We start from the raw sequence: 14,687 nt of genomic DNA on the forward strand, positions 1-14,687 counted from the left end.
CCGAGCGGCCAAAGGGATCAGACTGTAAATCTGACGGCTCTGCCTTCGAAGGTTCGAATCCTTCTCCCTCCACCATCCTTCAGACAACCCGGCCTCGCGCCGGGTTTTCGCTTTTCTGGATAGAATCCATATGGCGCTGTCAGATCTGACAATTGCCCTCCCCGCACTTTTTAGAAACAGTGGAGCCTCATGTCGCAAGGAGTGCACACAGATGTTTGAAATCTGGGATGAAACGGGTCGCGAGCACGGGCTGACACTGCCCGAGCTGCAACTGCGGCTGCGGGATTACCAGGGAGACGTGATGGTGCGCTACCTCAACCGCCTCGGCCTGCCGAGCACCCTCTTCCTGACCATCCGCCAGGGATGTGCCTATCAGCGCTTCAAGGCGGGTTCCCCCATGCTCGACTGGTCCTGGCTTGCCCAGGCCATGCACGCAGCCCCCCTGGCTGGCGCCGAACCTGCACAGGGCCATGCTCTTCCCTGACCCCCTCTCATCCTGCCCACACCCAAACAGGGCCCATTATCAGACTCTTCCTACAGCCTCCCTTTAGACCCTCCCTGTATGATGCGTAACCATGTTCCCGTCAGGTGAGAACCATGTTTGCGTTCAAAGAAGAGTATCCCGTGAGTGCCATGGTCAGCATGGCGGATATCGTCGTCCCCTTTTATCAGCCCATCATCGGCCAGGATCGTCAGGTCAAGGGGTATGAGGTGCTGGCCAGGCTTTGGGATGCCGGCAGCCAGGGCTATCAGGGCATCGATTTTGCCGCCCTCGGCGAAGATGACGCTCTGCACCTGGATATCGTCATGCTCAGGGCCATCATGCGCGATCTGCCCGTGCTCGCCCAAAAAGGCCCCTATGCACTCTCCATCAACCTCAATCCGGCGCTCTCCAGCCCCACCTACCGCAATCTGCTGTTGCTGGTGCTGCTCCAGGCCCGCAAGCTGGGGATCGACATCTGGTTCGAGGTGCTGGAGCACGTCAGGATCAAACACCAGCACAGGGAGATGATCGAGGTGTTGCGGGCCCATGGCGCCCACATCGCCTGTGACGACTTCGGCTCCCTGGCGTGCAATTTCCAGCGCCTGATGATGCTCCCCTACGAGATCGTGAAGCTGGATCGTTCCCTGCTGCTTCAGGCAGCGCGAAGTAGCCACGCCCTCAACATGCTGACGGGTCTGGTGAAATACCTGCAACGACTCGGCATGGCCGTGGTGTGCGAGGGGGTGGAGACCCAGGCCCATATCGAGGTGGCGAACCGGCTGGGCTGCGACTACCAGCAGGGCTACGCCTACGCCATTCCCTCCCCTCTCTCCCGCTGGGCCTGAGCCGGGCGCTTGCGTGTCACGGGGGAAACCCGGGCACCTTTCCCATGAAATTCGGCAGGGTGCTGCCATTTTCCTGCCAAAGATGGCAGGCTGTCCCGGCCACACTGACGCCGAGGCCCGCCATGGTTCGCTTTGCCACCTTCAATCTCGCCTTCGATCGCACTGCACCCGGCATGCTGGGGGAAGAGCTCGCCCTGACCCGCACCGAGCAGGATGCCCTGCTGGCCCGCCTCGCCGACGGCACCTTGAGCGGCGCCGAGAAGACCAAGGCCCTCGACGTGCAGCAGATCCGCAACATTGCCGAAATCATCCAGCGCACCCGGCCGGACGTGTTGCTGCTGAGCGAATTCGACAATGACGGCAAGGGCGCCGACACCACGGACCTCAAAGCCTTCAACGACAACTACCTGGCCCACGCCCAGCACGACGAGGTGACCGCCATCAGCTACCCGGTGCTGCAGAACTTCGCCACCAACACCGGCCTGATGAGCGGCCATGACCTCAACCTGGACGGCAAGATCAACAACGGGCCGGACGACGCCTGGGGCTTTGGCAACTACCACGGCCAGTACGCCTTCGCCGTGATGTCCCAGTACCCCATAGATACCAAGCAGATCCGCACCTTCCAAAAATTCAAGTGGAAGGAGATGCCGGGCGAAGCGAACCCCGTCATCGACGACTGCAACAATGCCAAGGCGCCGATCCCGGCCAGCCGCCAGTGTGGCGATGCCTGGTATGACGACGCCGCCTGGCAGGCCTTCCCGCTCTCGTCCAAGAACCACGCCGATGTGCCGGTGCGCATCAAGCACGGTAACAAGGAGGAGGTGGTCCACTTCCTCATCTCCCACCCGACTCCGCCCATTTTCGGCAACGCGGCGCGCCACAACGTCAAGCACAACCGGGCCGAAGTCGCCTTCTGGCAGGACTATGTAGAGACCGCCAGCTACATGGTGGATGACGCCGGCAAGGCCGGTGGCCTGCCCGCGGGTGCCAAGTTCGTCATCGCCGGCGATCTCAACGCCGATCCCCAGATTGGCGATGGGGATCTCACCGCCATTCAGGATCTGCACAACCATGTGCTGGTCAATCAGGCCGTCACCAACGGCGCCCTGATCCCGGTCAGCCAGGGCGGCCCCGAGTGCCTCGCCAGCCAGCCGGAACAGTGCAAACGCAACAACAACCGCCCCACCCCGGAGCGCATCACCAGCAGCAGCGGCCTGCAGCTTGACCACGTGCTGCCCTCCGCCAACCTGAACGCGGTCGCCTCCGGCGTGTTCTGGCCGGCCAGCTTCGAGCCGGGCTACCACCTGGTGTATGACGCCAAGCTCGGCATCGCCAAGGGAGTCAGCTCGGATCACCGCCTGGTGTGGGTCGACTTCAAACTGTGACAGTGACGCAGAGCAGATAAGCAACGGGGCCCGCAGGCCCCGTTTTCATTGGGTCGTCATACCAGCTTCTCCACCCGGGCCGGCAGCCCCTGGCGGGCCGAGGAGCCGATGGCCCAGTCCACCAGGGGGTAGCGGCCATGGCGGCTGGGATCCAGCACCGCCAGATCGTTGAGGTTGACCCCGGCTCCGCGCAGCGGATTGGCAACCACTTTCTGGCCGTCTATCCAGTGTTCCCGCGCCCCCAGCTCCTTGTGGCCGAAGCCGTGTTCGATGGCGATGGCATCGGCCTGCACCCCGGCCACGCACTCGGCCACCCCGATCACGCTGCCATCCGGGGTGCTGACCCGCACCCTGTCCCCGCTCTCGATGCCCAGCTGCGCCGCCGTCTGCACATTGAGCCGCACCCGGTTGCTGGGGTTCACCTGGCGCAGGCGATCCGAGCCGATGCTCATGGAGCTCATGGTGTGGGACTTGTAGCTGGTGAGCAGCAGCGGCCACTGGGCCGGCTTGAACGCCTCATTGAGCGGCGTGCCGTCCGCCAGCTGGGGACGGAAGAAGCGCGGGGTACCACTCAGGAACTGCCCGCTCTGGCTGTGGCGGCGGCTGCCCACCTCGGGGTTCCACACCATCAGCGGCTTGGGCCAGCGCTTGCTTGGCTGACCCGCTGCATCGCGCCCCTTGGCCGCCGGCTCGAAGCGCCCGCCACGGGCGAAGAGATAGGCGGCGCGGCCCGCCTCCTCCGCACTCAGGGTGGCATTCAGCACCGGCAGGATCCGCTCCACCCCGGACCAGGCGAGATCCTCAGGATCTATGGCAGGCACCGGCTCGCCGAGATAGGCGACGTTGGCCGCCCCGTAGAGGGAGAAGTCCGCCGCCTTATGCAGGGCATGCAACTTGCCGTCCGCCCCTTTGAGCGCCCCCTCGCCAAAACCCGGCAGCCCCAGCCGTTTGGCCACCGCGATAAAAAAGGACTCCATACAGACCGGATCTCCCTCGGCGGTCTTGGCGACACGGGGCTCCACGATAGGCCAGCGGCCGGTGGAGACCTTGGTCATCACCCCGTGCCAGGCGGTGGCCCAGCCCCAGGACTCATAGGTCAGGGTATCTGGCACCAGGTAGTCCGACAGCGCCGACGACTCGTTGATGAAGCTGTCGATGCTGACCACAAGGGGCAGCACGGCAGGGTCCTTGAGCTCTTCGCCTATGGCCTTGCTGAGCCCGGCCTGGCCGTAGAGGGGGTTGCCCATGTGGTTGATCCAGGCCTTGAGCCGGTAGGGGTAACCGTTCACCGCCGCAGTCAGGTGTTCGCCAAGCAAAGGGCCCGAGATCGGGAACCAGGGCTCTTGCGCTGGATAGGGGTTCTGGCCCGCCTCGCGCTTGCGCCGATATTCAGAGGTCTTCTCGTAGGGGAACTTGGAGCGCGACAGGAAGACCCCGGCGGGTTTGACCATGCCGGGGAAACTCGCCAGATCGTAGCGCGGCCCCGCCCCGAAGGGATCGAACTTGCCGCCGCTCGCCACGGCGCCGCCCCGGGCGTTCAAGTTCCCAATCATGACGTTGAGCATCATGATGGCCCAGGCCGAGTAGAAGCCGTTGGCGCTCATGGTGCCGCCGTGGGAGACCACTGCAGCCCGGGTGCCGTGGCTGGTGAACTCCCACGCCAGCGCCTCGATATCACTCACCGGCACGGCGCACTCGGCGCTGTATTGCGCGAGAGAGTGCTCGCGGCACGCCTCGGCCAGCAGCTGGAAGCTGCTCTTCACCATCAGTTCCCCCTTGGGGCCCTGAATACGGCGATCCACCCAGAGGTTGGCCCGCTCACACTGGCCGGCGGGTCTCGGCTCGCCGCTGCTCGCCTCCTCTACCAGCATGGCGTCCCCCTCTCCATAGGCTTCCCCCTCAAAAGGCAAACCAAGATCGCTGGCCCGCAGCATCTGGCCAAAGCGCGGATGCCCCTCGTTGCAGACAACCAGATGGCTGGCGTTGCAAAAACCGCGATAGCCGGCTCGCTCGGCGGCAGCGGCATGGGGTGCCGTCAGGAAGGGCTCGGCGTAGCGTTGGTTGTCGATGATCCAGCGCAGCATGGCCATGGCCAGGGCGGAATCAGTGGCAGGGCGGATGGGCAGCCAGCGGTTGGCGGGGGCGGAGGGCATGTTCACCGTGTTGGGCAGGCTGGGGGCCACCACCACGTAGGAGAACGGCTTGCCCGGTCGCGCCCGGTTTGCCGCCAGCTGGCGGGACTGACGCTTGAAGGGGTTGCCCGATTGCTGGGGCGAGGTGCCCATGAACAGCAGGAAGTCGCTCTCGTCCCAGTCCGGCTTGAGGTGGGCGTTCTTCTCCAGATCGTCCAGCAGGGCGCCCGCCCCGACCCGGAACGACAGGCCGCAATAAGCACCGTGGTTGGCGAAGTTGCGGGTGCCGAAGCTGTTGAAGGTGAAGCGCTTGATGAAGTGATCCCGCCCCTCGTCCGAGGCGTTGCTCACCAGCAGCTGGTTGGCCCTGGGGCCGTACTCCGGGTTGGCCGGGTCGAGCGGCTCGACGAGGTTGCGGATGGCCCGCAGCCCCTCAACCTGGCCCTCGCCAAACAGATTCCCCCCCTCCACCACCTCGGCCACCAGCTGCTCGAAGGGGATGCTCTGCCAGCGACCGCTGCCACGGGGCCCCACCCGCTTGAGACAACGGGTGACCCGCTGCGGGCTGTCGAGCTGATCCAGCATGGCATTGCCCCGGGCGCAGGCGGTGGAGCGCCCGTCCAGCCCCCCTTCCTGGTAGCCACTGGTGGCGAGCAGCGCCTGCTTGACCGGGGTCTTGAAGTCGATGTGATGGCGGGCGGAGAGGGGGTGATAGGGGTTGCCCAGGATCCGCACTATCTGGTCGCGCTCGTTGTCGATGCGGGCCCGCACTCCGCACAGGGTCCAGCAGCCGAGGCACATGGTGTTGGCAACCCGCTGGGCCGGGTTGGGATGCAGCTCCCCTCGCTCGTCAACCCGGTACTCCACGGCCAGCGAGTTGCCATGGATGGGATCCCGGGTCGGCTGGCCCGAGCTGCCGGTGGCGAGGCCGCTCGCCACCTGCTTGAGGGTGTCGCTGTAACCGGCGACGAACAATCCGGTGCCGCCGGCGATGGCGGCGCCCTTGAGAAACTTGCGTTTGCTGTGATCCATCAGAGTGCCTCGCGTGCAAAAGTTGTGGATGCCTTGATGGCAGAGGAAGCAGAGGGGTGCACCAGCTCCGAGAGGGCCACCAGCAGGGCCAGCAGCAGACCGAAGGTGCCGAGAATGCCGAGCACACCGGCCGGGCCCCAGGCGATTTCATAGAGGTAGACGCCGGCCCCGTATTTGGGTGCGAGCTGCCCCTGGATCAGCACCAGCCAGCGCAGGCCCCACACCAGGTGCAGCCCCAGCAGCGCCAGCCCCCAGAGTGCCAGGCGGGCAGAGAGCCTTGGCCGCAGCAGCATCAGCAGGCCGGCCAGCCCCAGGGTCAGCAACAGCCAGTGGGCTGCCAGCCGCCAGCTCGGGTCGAGCCGATAGAGGGCCGCGGCCTCTGCCGCCGAGGCACCGCCAAACAGGGCCCAGCCCAGCAGGGAGAGCGCCAGCAGGCTCAAGGTCCAGCCGCTCTGGCGCAGCAGGGTCGACTCGGTCTGGGCACGCCAGCCCGCCAGCAAGCGATTGAGCAGCAGCAGGGCACTCTGGGCCCCCAGCACGGCGCTCAGGGTCAACAGCCAGGGCAACCAGGGGGTATGCCAGAGCGGGCGCGCCGCCACCGCCATGGTCTCGAGCCCGGTGTAGAGGGCGATGCTGAGCCCGCTCACGGCTGCCAGCAGGGAGAGGGGCCGCAGCCAAACGTGCCCCGACCAGCTTCCCAGACAGAGCAGCCGAGCAAGGCGGGCTAGCTTGTCCCCTTCTGCACCGCGCCGGGCCAGGGCTGGCCTTAGCAGCAGCCAGCCGAGCAGCATGGAGAGCAGGCTGAACAGCGGCAGCAGATAGGCGCCATACCACATGACGGAGCCAAAGCGCGCCTGGGCGTAGAAATGCCAGGCCCGGGCCGGCTGGTGCAGATCCGCGGTCAGGGCGATGGGGGCCACCAGGCCGGCCGCCACCATCAGCACCGCCGCCAGGGTCTGCAGCCGCGGGTCCGGCGCTTTGCGCCACAGCTCAAAGGCGCCGAGCCAGAGGGCCCCGTAGGCGAGGCCGATGAGGAAGAAATATTGCACCGCCCAGGGCAGCCAGGTGATGGGCTGAGCCGGGGCCAGCAGTTCGTTAATGACCATGGGCTATCTCCTTGCCATCGTCGGTGAGCAGGGTGCGCAGGGCCGGGTTGCCGTCGACCTTGCTGACGAAGGCCTCGTCCATACCGAGATAAAAGACCCGCGGCTGGGTATTGGCCTCGGGCTTGAGCACCTTGAGCACCGGCTCGTGTTGGCGCAGCAAGCGGCTTATCCGGCTCTTGGGATCGTTCAAATCCCCTATGATGCGCGCCTCGCCGACACAGCTCTCGACGCAGGCGGGCAAGAGCCCCGCCTCCAGCCGATGGGCACAGAAGGTGCACTTGTCGGCGGTGTTGGTCTCGTGGTTGATGAAGCGGGCATCATAGGGGCAGGCCTGCACGCAGTAGCCGCAGCCGACGCACCAGTCGTTGTTGACCACGACGATGCCGTCGTCGCGCTGGAAGGTGGCGCCGGTGGGGCAGACATCGATGCAGGCGGGCTCGGCGCAGTGGTTGCACAGCCTCGGCAGCATCAAGAGGGAGGCGGGAGCCTCGAGGGCGGCCACGTCGCTCACCTCGTACTGGCTCACCGTGGTGCGAAACTGGCCGAGGGGGGGCTGGTTTTCGATGGTGCAGGCCACGGTGCAGGCCTGGCAGCCGACGCAGCGGCGCAGGTCGATCAGCATGCCGTAACGCTTGCGCCCGTCCCCCCGGCTGATGGCCGCCCGCCCGTTGCGGGGAGCGGGAACGGACTGCGCCTGAACCTGGGTGACGGGGATCAGGGCCGCCCCTGCGGTGAGGGCGGCGATCCCGGATAACAATCGGCGCTTGCTGGGCTCCATGGCGTCTTTCCTTCTGCTGAGCTGGCTTGAAAGGGGTTGGGCCGATTGTCCTCAACGCAGGAAGTCGCCTCTATTGTGGTTTTCCACATACCGGGAGCCGGGTTGATCCAGCGCAATAAAAAATGCCCCAGCCCTGCTGAACTGTGACCGGGGCGGCGTTTGCCGCTCCTCCCGGCCCCGTTCGCGTGCAAGCGCACGTCCCGGTGATAGACTGCCCCTTTGCACCGAGAGGAGAGCCCCCTGCACGCCCCAGTTCCCTTGCCCCTGCTCAGCCTGCTGCTCTGGCTCGCCCTGTCAGCCCTGCCGCTGCGGGTGCAGGCCGCCCCGACCCCCTCTTCGCCAGCGCCGGCCCGACAGGAATCCGCCCCATCCCAGGCCACGCCGGGGCAGACCATGGCCGAGCCGATACGCATCGGCGTGCTGGCCACCCGCGGCCCGGCCCTGGCCAGAGCCCAGTGGCAACCGCTGCTGCGCTGGCTGGCACAGCGCGTGCCCGACCATCGCTTCGTGCTGCATCCGCTGGGGCTCGATGAACTGGCCGAGGCCGTCGCCCGCGAGCACCTCGATTTCGTCATCACCAACCCGGGCCAGTCGGTGAGTCTGGCGCGCCAGTATCCGCTGGCCTGGCTCGCCACCCTCAAGAGTCCGGCCGGGGGGGACAACCTCGCCATCGGCGCCGCCCTGGTGGTGCCTGCCCAGACCCCCTACCGACACTGGCGTGACCTCGAGGGGCAAGCGGTCGCCGCCGTCTCGGAGAACGCCTTCGGCGGCTACCTCGCCTATCGCTTCGAGGCGGGCGAACAGGGGGTTCGGCTGGAGCACTTCTTCTCCACCGTGCAGTTCACCGGCTTTCCGCTGGACCGGCTCATCGAGCGGCTGGCGGCTGGCGAGGTGGCCGCCGCCATCGTGCCGGTGTGTCAGCTGGAGCGCATGGAACGGGAAGGCAAGGTCGCCAGGGGGGCGTTTCGGGTGCTGGACGATCAGGCGCCGGCCGACTTTGGTTGCCAGAGCTCGACCCGGCTCTACCCCAACTGGTCCTTCGCCAAGACAGAGCGGGCCTCCCCCGCGCTGGCGCTGGCGGTGACCCGCGCGCTGTACGATCTGCCCGCTGATAGCGAGGCGGCCATCGCCGCCGATTCGGCGGGCTGGACCGTGCCCACCAGCGAGCTTGCCATCGACCGCCTGCTCAAGGCGTTGGATCGCCACCCGCTGCAGGGCCCCTGGTGGCAAGCGGCCTGGCACTGGCTGCGCCAGCATCAGCAGTGGGGCTGGGGTGCTTTGGTGCTGGTACTGCTGCTGGGAGGCCACCACCTGCTGCTGCAATACCTGTTCAGCCGCAGCCAGCGCCGGCTGCTCAAAGCCCGCCACCAGCTCGAACAGAAGGGACGCCAGCTGGCACAGGCCAGACGGCTCGCCGAACTGGGCGAGCTGGGCGCCAACGTGGCCCACGAGATCAATCAGCCCCTCAGTGCCATCGCCAACTACAGCCAGGGAGCCTTGTTGCGACTGGACAAATTGGCACAGGATCCGGCCCAGTCTGCCGCCCAGGCCTCCCTGCGTCAGGCCCTGGAGCAGATAGGGCGCCAGGTCCAGCGCATCACCCAGACCGTCAACCGGCTCAGAGCCAGGCTGCAAAAGCGCCCTCCCCGCTTCGCGCCTTGCGACCTGCCCACCCTGGTGGCGGAGTTGCACCCCCTGCTGGAGCAGATGCTGGCGCCCCTCGACGTCGCCTTCACCCTGCACTGGCGAGGCCAGCCACGCCCGTTACCTCTGGACGGCACCGGGATGGAACAGCTGCTGGTCAACCTCATCAAGAATGGCGCCGAGAGTGCGGCGCAGAGTGTAGCGAAGAGTGCAGCGAAGAGTGCGGTGAAGAAGGCGCGCCCCGCTGTTCACTCCCCTGCTCACCCCACTACGCATACACCGGCACAGGCGCCTGCCCGGGTCGAGCTGCTGATCGCCTTCGAGGCGCAGACCCTGCTGCTGGAGATCCGCGACAACGGCGTCGGCCTGAGGGTCCCCGCCACCGAACTGCAGCAGGCGTTTTACAGCGACAAGCCGGACGGCATGGGGCTGGGGCTCGCCATCTGCCGGGAGGTGGTCGAGAGCCATCGCGGCCAGTTCAGCCTGGAGAGCCTAAGCCCCCACGGCTGCCTGGCCCGGGTCATCCTGCCCGTGCCGCCACCCGAGGATCACACCTCAGCCACCCCCACCCACCAGCCAACACCGAGGAGCTGAGATGACGTCCCCCTCCCGCCCCCCGCTCTATCTGGTCGACGACGACGAGGCCGTGCTCGACTCCCTGCGCTTCATGCTGGAGAGCTGCGACGAGCGGCAGCTGCTCAGCTTTGCCGATGGCGAGCGCTTTCTGGCCGAGGTCGACCTGCACCAGCCCGCCTGCCTCATTCTCGACTGCCGCATGCCGGGGCTCTCTGGCCCCGAGGTCCAGCAGCGGCTGAAGGCGGCCCAGAGCCCCATCGCCATCCTGTTTCTCACCGGCCACGGCGAGGTGCCCCTGGCGGTGGAATCCCTCAAGCTGGGGGCGGTGGATTTCTTGCAAAAGCCGGTGCAGCTGGCCCCCCTGCTCGCCGCCATCGAGCGGGCCGAGCAGGCGACGCTGAGTGCGGCCACCCGCCTCGCCCAGCTGGCCGCCTTTGAGCGCCTCACCCCGCGCGAACGCCAGTTGTTGCAGCTCATCGCCCGGGGCCACAAGAACCAGCAGATAGCGCAGGATCTCTGCATTTCGGTGCGCACCGTCGAGGTGTGCCGCGCCAGCCTGATGAAACGCCTGGCGGTGAACTCCCTCGCCGAGATGCTGCTGCGCTACGCGCAGGTGAACGAACCCCCCTGAGTGGCCTGCAACCGTACAAAACGGGCCGAGATCACACATTTGGCGCTTCGATGGCGGTAGAGTGCCCTCTTCTCTTCACCAGGATCGCCCGGGTCCTGCGCCTTGTTTCGAGGACACATCATGGAACTGCTTCTGCTCAGCAACGGTAAAACCACAGAACACCCCGGCCTGCTCGGCTGGGCCCGCGACCGGGTGCAAACCCTGCTCGCTCGCAACCAGGTCAAGCGCATCCTGCTCATCCCCTACGCGGTGATCCGCAGCGACTGGGATGCCCGCGCCCGGGAGCTCACCGAGAGTCTGGGGGTGGACGCCATCAGCATCCATCACTTCGACGATCCGGTGGATGCCATCAACCGGGCCGACGCCATCTTCATCAGCGGCGGCAATACCTGGCTCCTGAACCAGCGGCTGCACGAGTATGGTCTGGTGGTCCCCATCCAGCGTGCGGTGCGCGAGCGGGGCGTGCCCTATGTGGGCTGGAGCGCCGGCTGCAACGTGGCCACCCCCAGCATCCGCACCACCAACGACATGCCGGTGTGCAGCGCCGTCGTGCTGCCTGCGCTGGGGCTCTTCCCCGTGCAGATCAACCCCCACTATCTGGACGCCAGCATCAGCGGCCACATGGGGGAGACCCGGGACGAGCGTCTGGCCGAGTTCTGCGCCATCAACCCGAGCGAATCCGTGGTGGCCCTGCGCGAGGCGAGCCTGTTGCAGATCGGCGGCGATCACATCGAGTACTGGAGTGCCCGGGGCGAGACCTTCAAGATCTTCAAGCACGGCGAACCCATCCGGGAATACGGGGACGCTGCGCCTCTGGCAGCGCTCACCCCCTTCACGCCGGCACGCTGATCCTGCCAAACGACAGAGGGATGGCCTGCGCCATCCCTCTTTCTTTGTTGCTCGCCCCTTCGTAATTCACTCCAGAATGGCCATCTCCTCCCGAGAGCCGCTGCGCCCGGGAGCCCTCAGCAACACCACCAGCGGCACGGCGCACAGGCTGACCCACATCATCAGGCGAAAATCCTGCAGGTAGGCGAGCAGGCTGGCCTGCCGGGTCACCTCGCCGTTGATCATGGCCAGCCCCTTCGGCGTCATCAGCTCCGCCATGCCCCCGCCCTGATGCAGGTTGACATTGAACGGGGTGATGTAGGCGGCGAACGCCTCGTGGTTCATCTGGGATCGCTGGGCCAGATAGGTGATCACCACCGAGATGCCGATGCTGCTGCCGATGTTGCGCACCAGGCTGAACAGCGCCGTCCCCTCGTTGCGATAGCGCGGCGCCAGGGTCGCAAAGGTGATGGTGGAGAGTGGCACGAAGATGAAGCCGAGCCCCAGCCCCTGGATGATGCCGGTGCGCACTATGTCCCAGCTGCCGATGTCCGTGTTGAACAGGGTCATCTCCCACATGGAGAAGCTGGTGAGCAGCAGCCCTGACAGGATGAGGTAACGGGCGTCCACCCGGCCCGACAGCCTGCCCACCAGCATCATGGCAACCATGGTGCCCACCCCGCGCGGGGCGAGCAGGTAACCCACGTCGATCACCGGGTAACCCATCAGCCCCTGCATGAAGGGAGGCAGCAGCGTCATGGTCGCCAGCAAGATGATGCCGACGATGAAGATGAAGAGCAGACCGACGCTGAAGTTGCGATCCCGGAACAGGGCCGGTTCTATGTAGGGGTGCGGGTGGGTGAAGATATGCACCACGAAGAGGTAGAACGCCATCACCATCAGGGCGGTCTCGATGACGATCTCCCGGCTGGCGAACCAGTTCTGGGACTCTCCCCTGTCCAGCGCCATCTGCAACGCCCCGATGCCGAGACTCAGCAGGCCGAACCCCAGCAGATCGAAGCGGCGGCTGGCATCGATCTTCGTCTCCTCGATGAAGGCGGCAAGTCCGAACCAGGCCAGCAGGCCGAACGGCAGGTTGATGTAGAAGACCCAGCGCCAGTTGTAGTACTCGGTGAGCCAGCCCCCCAGCGACGGCCCCAGAATGGGGCCCACCATGACCCCTATCCCCCAGAGCGCCATGGCGGAGCCGTGCTTCTCTGGCGGATAGGTGTCCAGCAGCACCGCCTGTGAGAGGGGCACCAGGCTGGCCCCGAAGATCCCCTGAAGCAGGCGGAACAGCACTATCTGATCCAGGCTCTGGGCCGCGCCACACAGCATGGAGGCAACGGTAAAGCCCGCCACCGACCACATGAACAGCCTTTTGCGGCCAATTCTTGCCGAGATGAAACCGGTCAGCGGCATGAAGATGGCGGCCGCGACTATGTAGGAGGTCAGCACCCAGGAGATCTGATCCTGGGTGGCGCCCATGGCCCCCTGCATATGGGGCAGGGCGACGTTGGCGATGGTGGTGTCCAGCGCCTGCATGATGGTGGCCAACATCACCGACAGGGTGATGAAGCCACGTCGGGAGCTCTGATCCACCCCCTGATGGCTTTGCGTCGTCATATTAACCTCAGAATGACCAGCCCAGCAGGCTGCGTTTGTGGCCGGTGTCTATCTTGGTGATGGCGCTCAGGCCAGCGCGCAGAGTAGGCCCGGAGGCCATTTCGTCCAGCTTGATGCGCACCGCGACTCGCTGGGCGATCTTGACCCAGTTGCCGGTGGCATTCTGGGCCGGGATCACCGAAAACTCGGAGCCGGTGGCCGGGCTCAGGCTCTCCACCACCCCGTGCCAATGGGCATTCGGGTAGGTGTCCAGGCTGATCTCCACCTCCTGCCCCGGCTGAACATGGGTCAGCTCGGTTTCGGTGAAGTTCGCCTCTATCCAGGGGCTGTCGGTCTCTACCAGCATCATGGCGGTCATGCCGACGATGCTGTACTGGCCCGGCTTGGGCAGCTGGCTGGCGATGCCGTTGGCGGGGGCGTAGATCTTGGTGCGGGCGAGATCCAGCTTGGCCTTGGCGAGCTCGGCGGCGGCCTCCTGATAGGCGGGCTGCTGCTCCACCGGCAGGTTGACGTCGCCGTTCAGGGAGGCCTCTATCTTCTTGAGCCCCTCCTCCAGCGCCACCTGTTGCTGGGCGGTCTGTATGGTGAGCTGACGGGCATCGTCATAGTTGGCGGTGGAGGTGAAGTGTTTGGCCACCAGATCCGCCTGGCGATGCTCCTCCTTCAGGGCATAGGCATGGCGGGTGCGTGCCACGGCGATCTCCGCCTGCTGGCCGCGATAACTGGTCTGCAGCGCCACCAGATCGGTGCGCACCTTGGCGAGCTCCGCCTCGGCCTTGGTTACCGCCACCTGGAAGGTCTCGGGATCCAGCTCGAACATCAGCTGACCGGCCTTGACCTGCTCGTTCTCATTCACATAGACCTTGGCCACCCGGCCCAGCACCTCGGTACTGATGGGCACCTTGTCCGCCTTCACATAGGCGTTGTCGGTCTCGACATAACGGCCACCCAGCATGTAGATGGCACCTATGCCGAGCAGGGCCAGGGCCGGTACCACCACCAGCAGAAGCAGACGGGTCCGGCGGCGGTTCGTCACCGGCGTTTGGGGAGGGGAAGATTCGGCATTCATAGAAACACTCCACATTCAATGCTGATAAAGATGAGATCAATACTTCGATAGATTGTCGCGCAGGGTCTTGAGGGCGTCGCAGAGGGCGCGGGTGCCCGCCTCCCCCAGCTCACCGATGGCGTGCTGATGCACCACAGCGGAGGCCTGCTTGATCTTCTCGAGATAGGGTTCCGCCCCCTCGGTCAGGAACAGCTGATGGGCACGCCTGTCGTTGGGGTCGTTGCGCCGCTCCACCAGACCGTTGTCGGCCATCTGATCGAGCTGGCGCGCCAGCGTGATGGGCTGGATGTCCAGCCGCTCGGCGAGATCCACCTGGCGTATGCCCTCGCTGCGTGCAATGTGCACCAGAGCCCTGGCCTGGGCCAGGGTGAGGCAGCTTCCCTCCAGCTGCTGCTGGAACTGGCGGCGCATCAGGCGCTGGACGTCGCCGATGAGAAAGCCAAGGGTGTCCGGTTGTTTGTTCATGATATGCAACCCATATAGTAAGCTTTACTTATTATATGCAAAGCGTACCCATGTGCAAGCTGGCCCCGGCCGCCGTTTGGGTT

The 14,687-nt window shown here is 65.8% G+C and carries 11 protein-coding genes and 1 pseudogene; 6 read left to right on the forward strand and 6 right to left on the reverse strand.

From position 1 onward, the window contains the following. Nucleotides 1-211: 211 nt before the first annotated feature. From OKC41_RS10760 to OKC41_RS10770, 3 genes and pseudogenes are all read left to right on the forward strand, one after another. Nucleotides 212-484: a hypothetical protein gene (locus tag OKC41_RS10760; protein ID WP_042017737.1), complete on the forward strand. Its 273-nt coding sequence runs from the start codon at nt 212-214 to the stop codon at nt 482-484. Nucleotides 485-597: 113 nt separating this feature from the next. After that, nucleotides 598-1,329, forward strand: coding sequence for an EAL domain-containing protein (locus OKC41_RS10765; RefSeq protein ID WP_201894513.1), 732 nt, complete (start codon nt 598-600; stop codon nt 1,327-1,329). An 82-nt stretch (nt 1,330-1,411) separates the two neighbouring features. Beyond that, nucleotides 1,412-2,717, forward strand: a pseudogene (locus OKC41_RS10770) (endonuclease/exonuclease/phosphatase family protein). A 56-nt stretch (nt 2,718-2,773) separates the two neighbouring features. Here the strand turns inward: OKC41_RS10770 and OKC41_RS10775 are convergent. The 3 genes from OKC41_RS10775 to dsrO are packed head-to-tail and all read right to left on the reverse strand — an operon-like array spanning nt 2,774 to nt 7,765. Then, nucleotides 2,774-5,881, reverse strand: coding sequence for a tetrathionate reductase subunit A (locus tag OKC41_RS10775; protein WP_201894515.1), 3,108 nt, complete (start codon nt 5,879-5,881; stop codon nt 2,774-2,776). Next, entirely contained in the window at nt 5,881-6,987 is a 1,107-nt protein-coding gene (gene nrfD / locus OKC41_RS10780) for an NrfD/PsrC family molybdoenzyme membrane anchor subunit (protein ID WP_270672018.1), read from the reverse strand. The genes OKC41_RS10775 and nrfD overlap by 1 nt, the downstream gene beginning before the upstream one ends. Further along, the gene (dsrO, locus tag OKC41_RS10785) at nt 6,977-7,765 is read right to left on the reverse strand and encodes a sulfate reduction electron transfer complex DsrMKJOP subunit DsrO (RefSeq protein WP_201894517.1); all 789 of its coding nucleotides are present in this window, start codon (nt 7,763-7,765) and stop codon (nt 6,977-6,979) included. The genes nrfD and dsrO overlap by 11 nt, the downstream gene beginning before the upstream one ends. Before the next feature lie 258 nt (nt 7,766-8,023). On the opposite strand from dsrO, the gene OKC41_RS10790 reads away from it, so the two are divergent. The 3 genes from OKC41_RS10790 to pepE all read left to right on the forward strand — a co-directional run bounded on the left by OKC41_RS10790 (nt 8,024) and on the right by pepE (nt 11,465). Beyond that, entirely contained in the window at nt 8,024-10,003 is a 1,980-nt protein-coding gene (locus OKC41_RS10790; protein WP_201894560.1) for a sensor histidine kinase, read from the forward strand. A gap of 1 nt (nt 10,004) precedes the next feature. Beyond that, entirely contained in the window at nt 10,005-10,616 is a 612-nt protein-coding gene (locus tag OKC41_RS10795; RefSeq protein ID WP_201894518.1) for a response regulator transcription factor, read from the forward strand. 120 nt (nt 10,617-10,736) lie between these two features. After that, nucleotides 10,737-11,465: a dipeptidase PepE gene (gene pepE / locus OKC41_RS10800; protein ID WP_048208247.1), complete on the forward strand. Its 729-nt coding sequence runs from the start codon at nt 10,737-10,739 to the stop codon at nt 11,463-11,465. Between the two features lie 66 nt (nt 11,466-11,531). Here pepE and OKC41_RS10805 read toward each other — a convergent pair whose 3' ends face one another. Genes OKC41_RS10805 through OKC41_RS10815 form a run of 3 tightly spaced genes read right to left on the reverse strand, consistent with a single transcriptional unit; the run spans nt 11,532 to nt 14,604 of the window. Then, the gene (locus OKC41_RS10805; protein ID WP_201894519.1) at nt 11,532-13,070 is read right to left on the reverse strand and encodes a DHA2 family efflux MFS transporter permease subunit; all 1,539 of its coding nucleotides are present in this window, start codon (nt 13,068-13,070) and stop codon (nt 11,532-11,534) included. Nucleotides 13,071-13,077: 7 nt separating this feature from the next. After that, nucleotides 13,078-14,139 (reverse strand): HlyD family secretion protein, encoded by a 1,062-nt coding sequence (locus OKC41_RS10810; protein ID WP_041214625.1) that lies wholly within the window; start codon nt 14,137-14,139, stop codon nt 13,078-13,080. 36 nt (nt 14,140-14,175) lie between these two features. Continuing rightward, the gene (locus tag OKC41_RS10815; protein ID WP_039040059.1) at nt 14,176-14,604 is read right to left on the reverse strand and encodes a MarR family winged helix-turn-helix transcriptional regulator; all 429 of its coding nucleotides are present in this window, start codon (nt 14,602-14,604) and stop codon (nt 14,176-14,178) included. Nucleotides 14,605-14,687 lie beyond the last annotated feature (83 nt).

It is taken from the genome of Aeromonas sp. QDB17 (assembly GCF_027705305.1).
GTDB classification, from domain to species: Bacteria; Pseudomonadota; Gammaproteobacteria; order Enterobacterales; family Aeromonadaceae; genus Aeromonas; species Aeromonas caviae.

Bases quoted from the DNA above. Each gene is read 5' to 3' on its own strand.
- OKC41_RS10810 (WP_041214625.1), bottom strand. From the start codon at position 14,139: ATGAATGCCGAATCTTCCCCTCCCCAAACGCCGGTGACGAACCGCCGC.
- OKC41_RS10765 (WP_201894513.1), top strand. From the start codon at position 598: ATGTTTGCGTTCAAAGAAGAGTATCCCGTGAGTGCCATGGTCAGCATG.
- OKC41_RS10805 (WP_201894519.1), bottom strand. From the start codon at position 13,070: ATGACGACGCAAAGCCATCAGGGGGTGGATCAGAGCTCCCGACGTGGC.
- pepE (WP_048208247.1), top strand. From the start codon at position 10,737: ATGGAACTGCTTCTGCTCAGCAACGGTAAAACCACAGAACACCCCGGC.
- OKC41_RS10815 (WP_039040059.1), bottom strand. From the start codon at position 14,604: ATGAACAAACAACCGGACACCCTTGGCTTTCTCATCGGCGACGTCCAG.
- dsrO (WP_201894517.1), bottom strand. From the start codon at position 7,765: ATGGAGCCCAGCAAGCGCCGATTGTTATCCGGGATCGCCGCCCTCACC.
- OKC41_RS10775 (WP_201894515.1), bottom strand. From the start codon at position 5,881: ATGGATCACAGCAAACGCAAGTTTCTCAAGGGCGCCGCCATCGCCGGC.
- OKC41_RS10795 (WP_201894518.1), top strand. From the start codon at position 10,005: ATGACGTCCCCCTCCCGCCCCCCGCTCTATCTGGTCGACGACGACGAG.
- OKC41_RS10760 (WP_042017737.1), top strand. From the start codon at position 212: ATGTTTGAAATCTGGGATGAAACGGGTCGCGAGCACGGGCTGACACTG.
- nrfD (WP_270672018.1), bottom strand. From the start codon at position 6,987: ATGGTCATTAACGAACTGCTGGCCCCGGCTCAGCCCATCACCTGGCTG.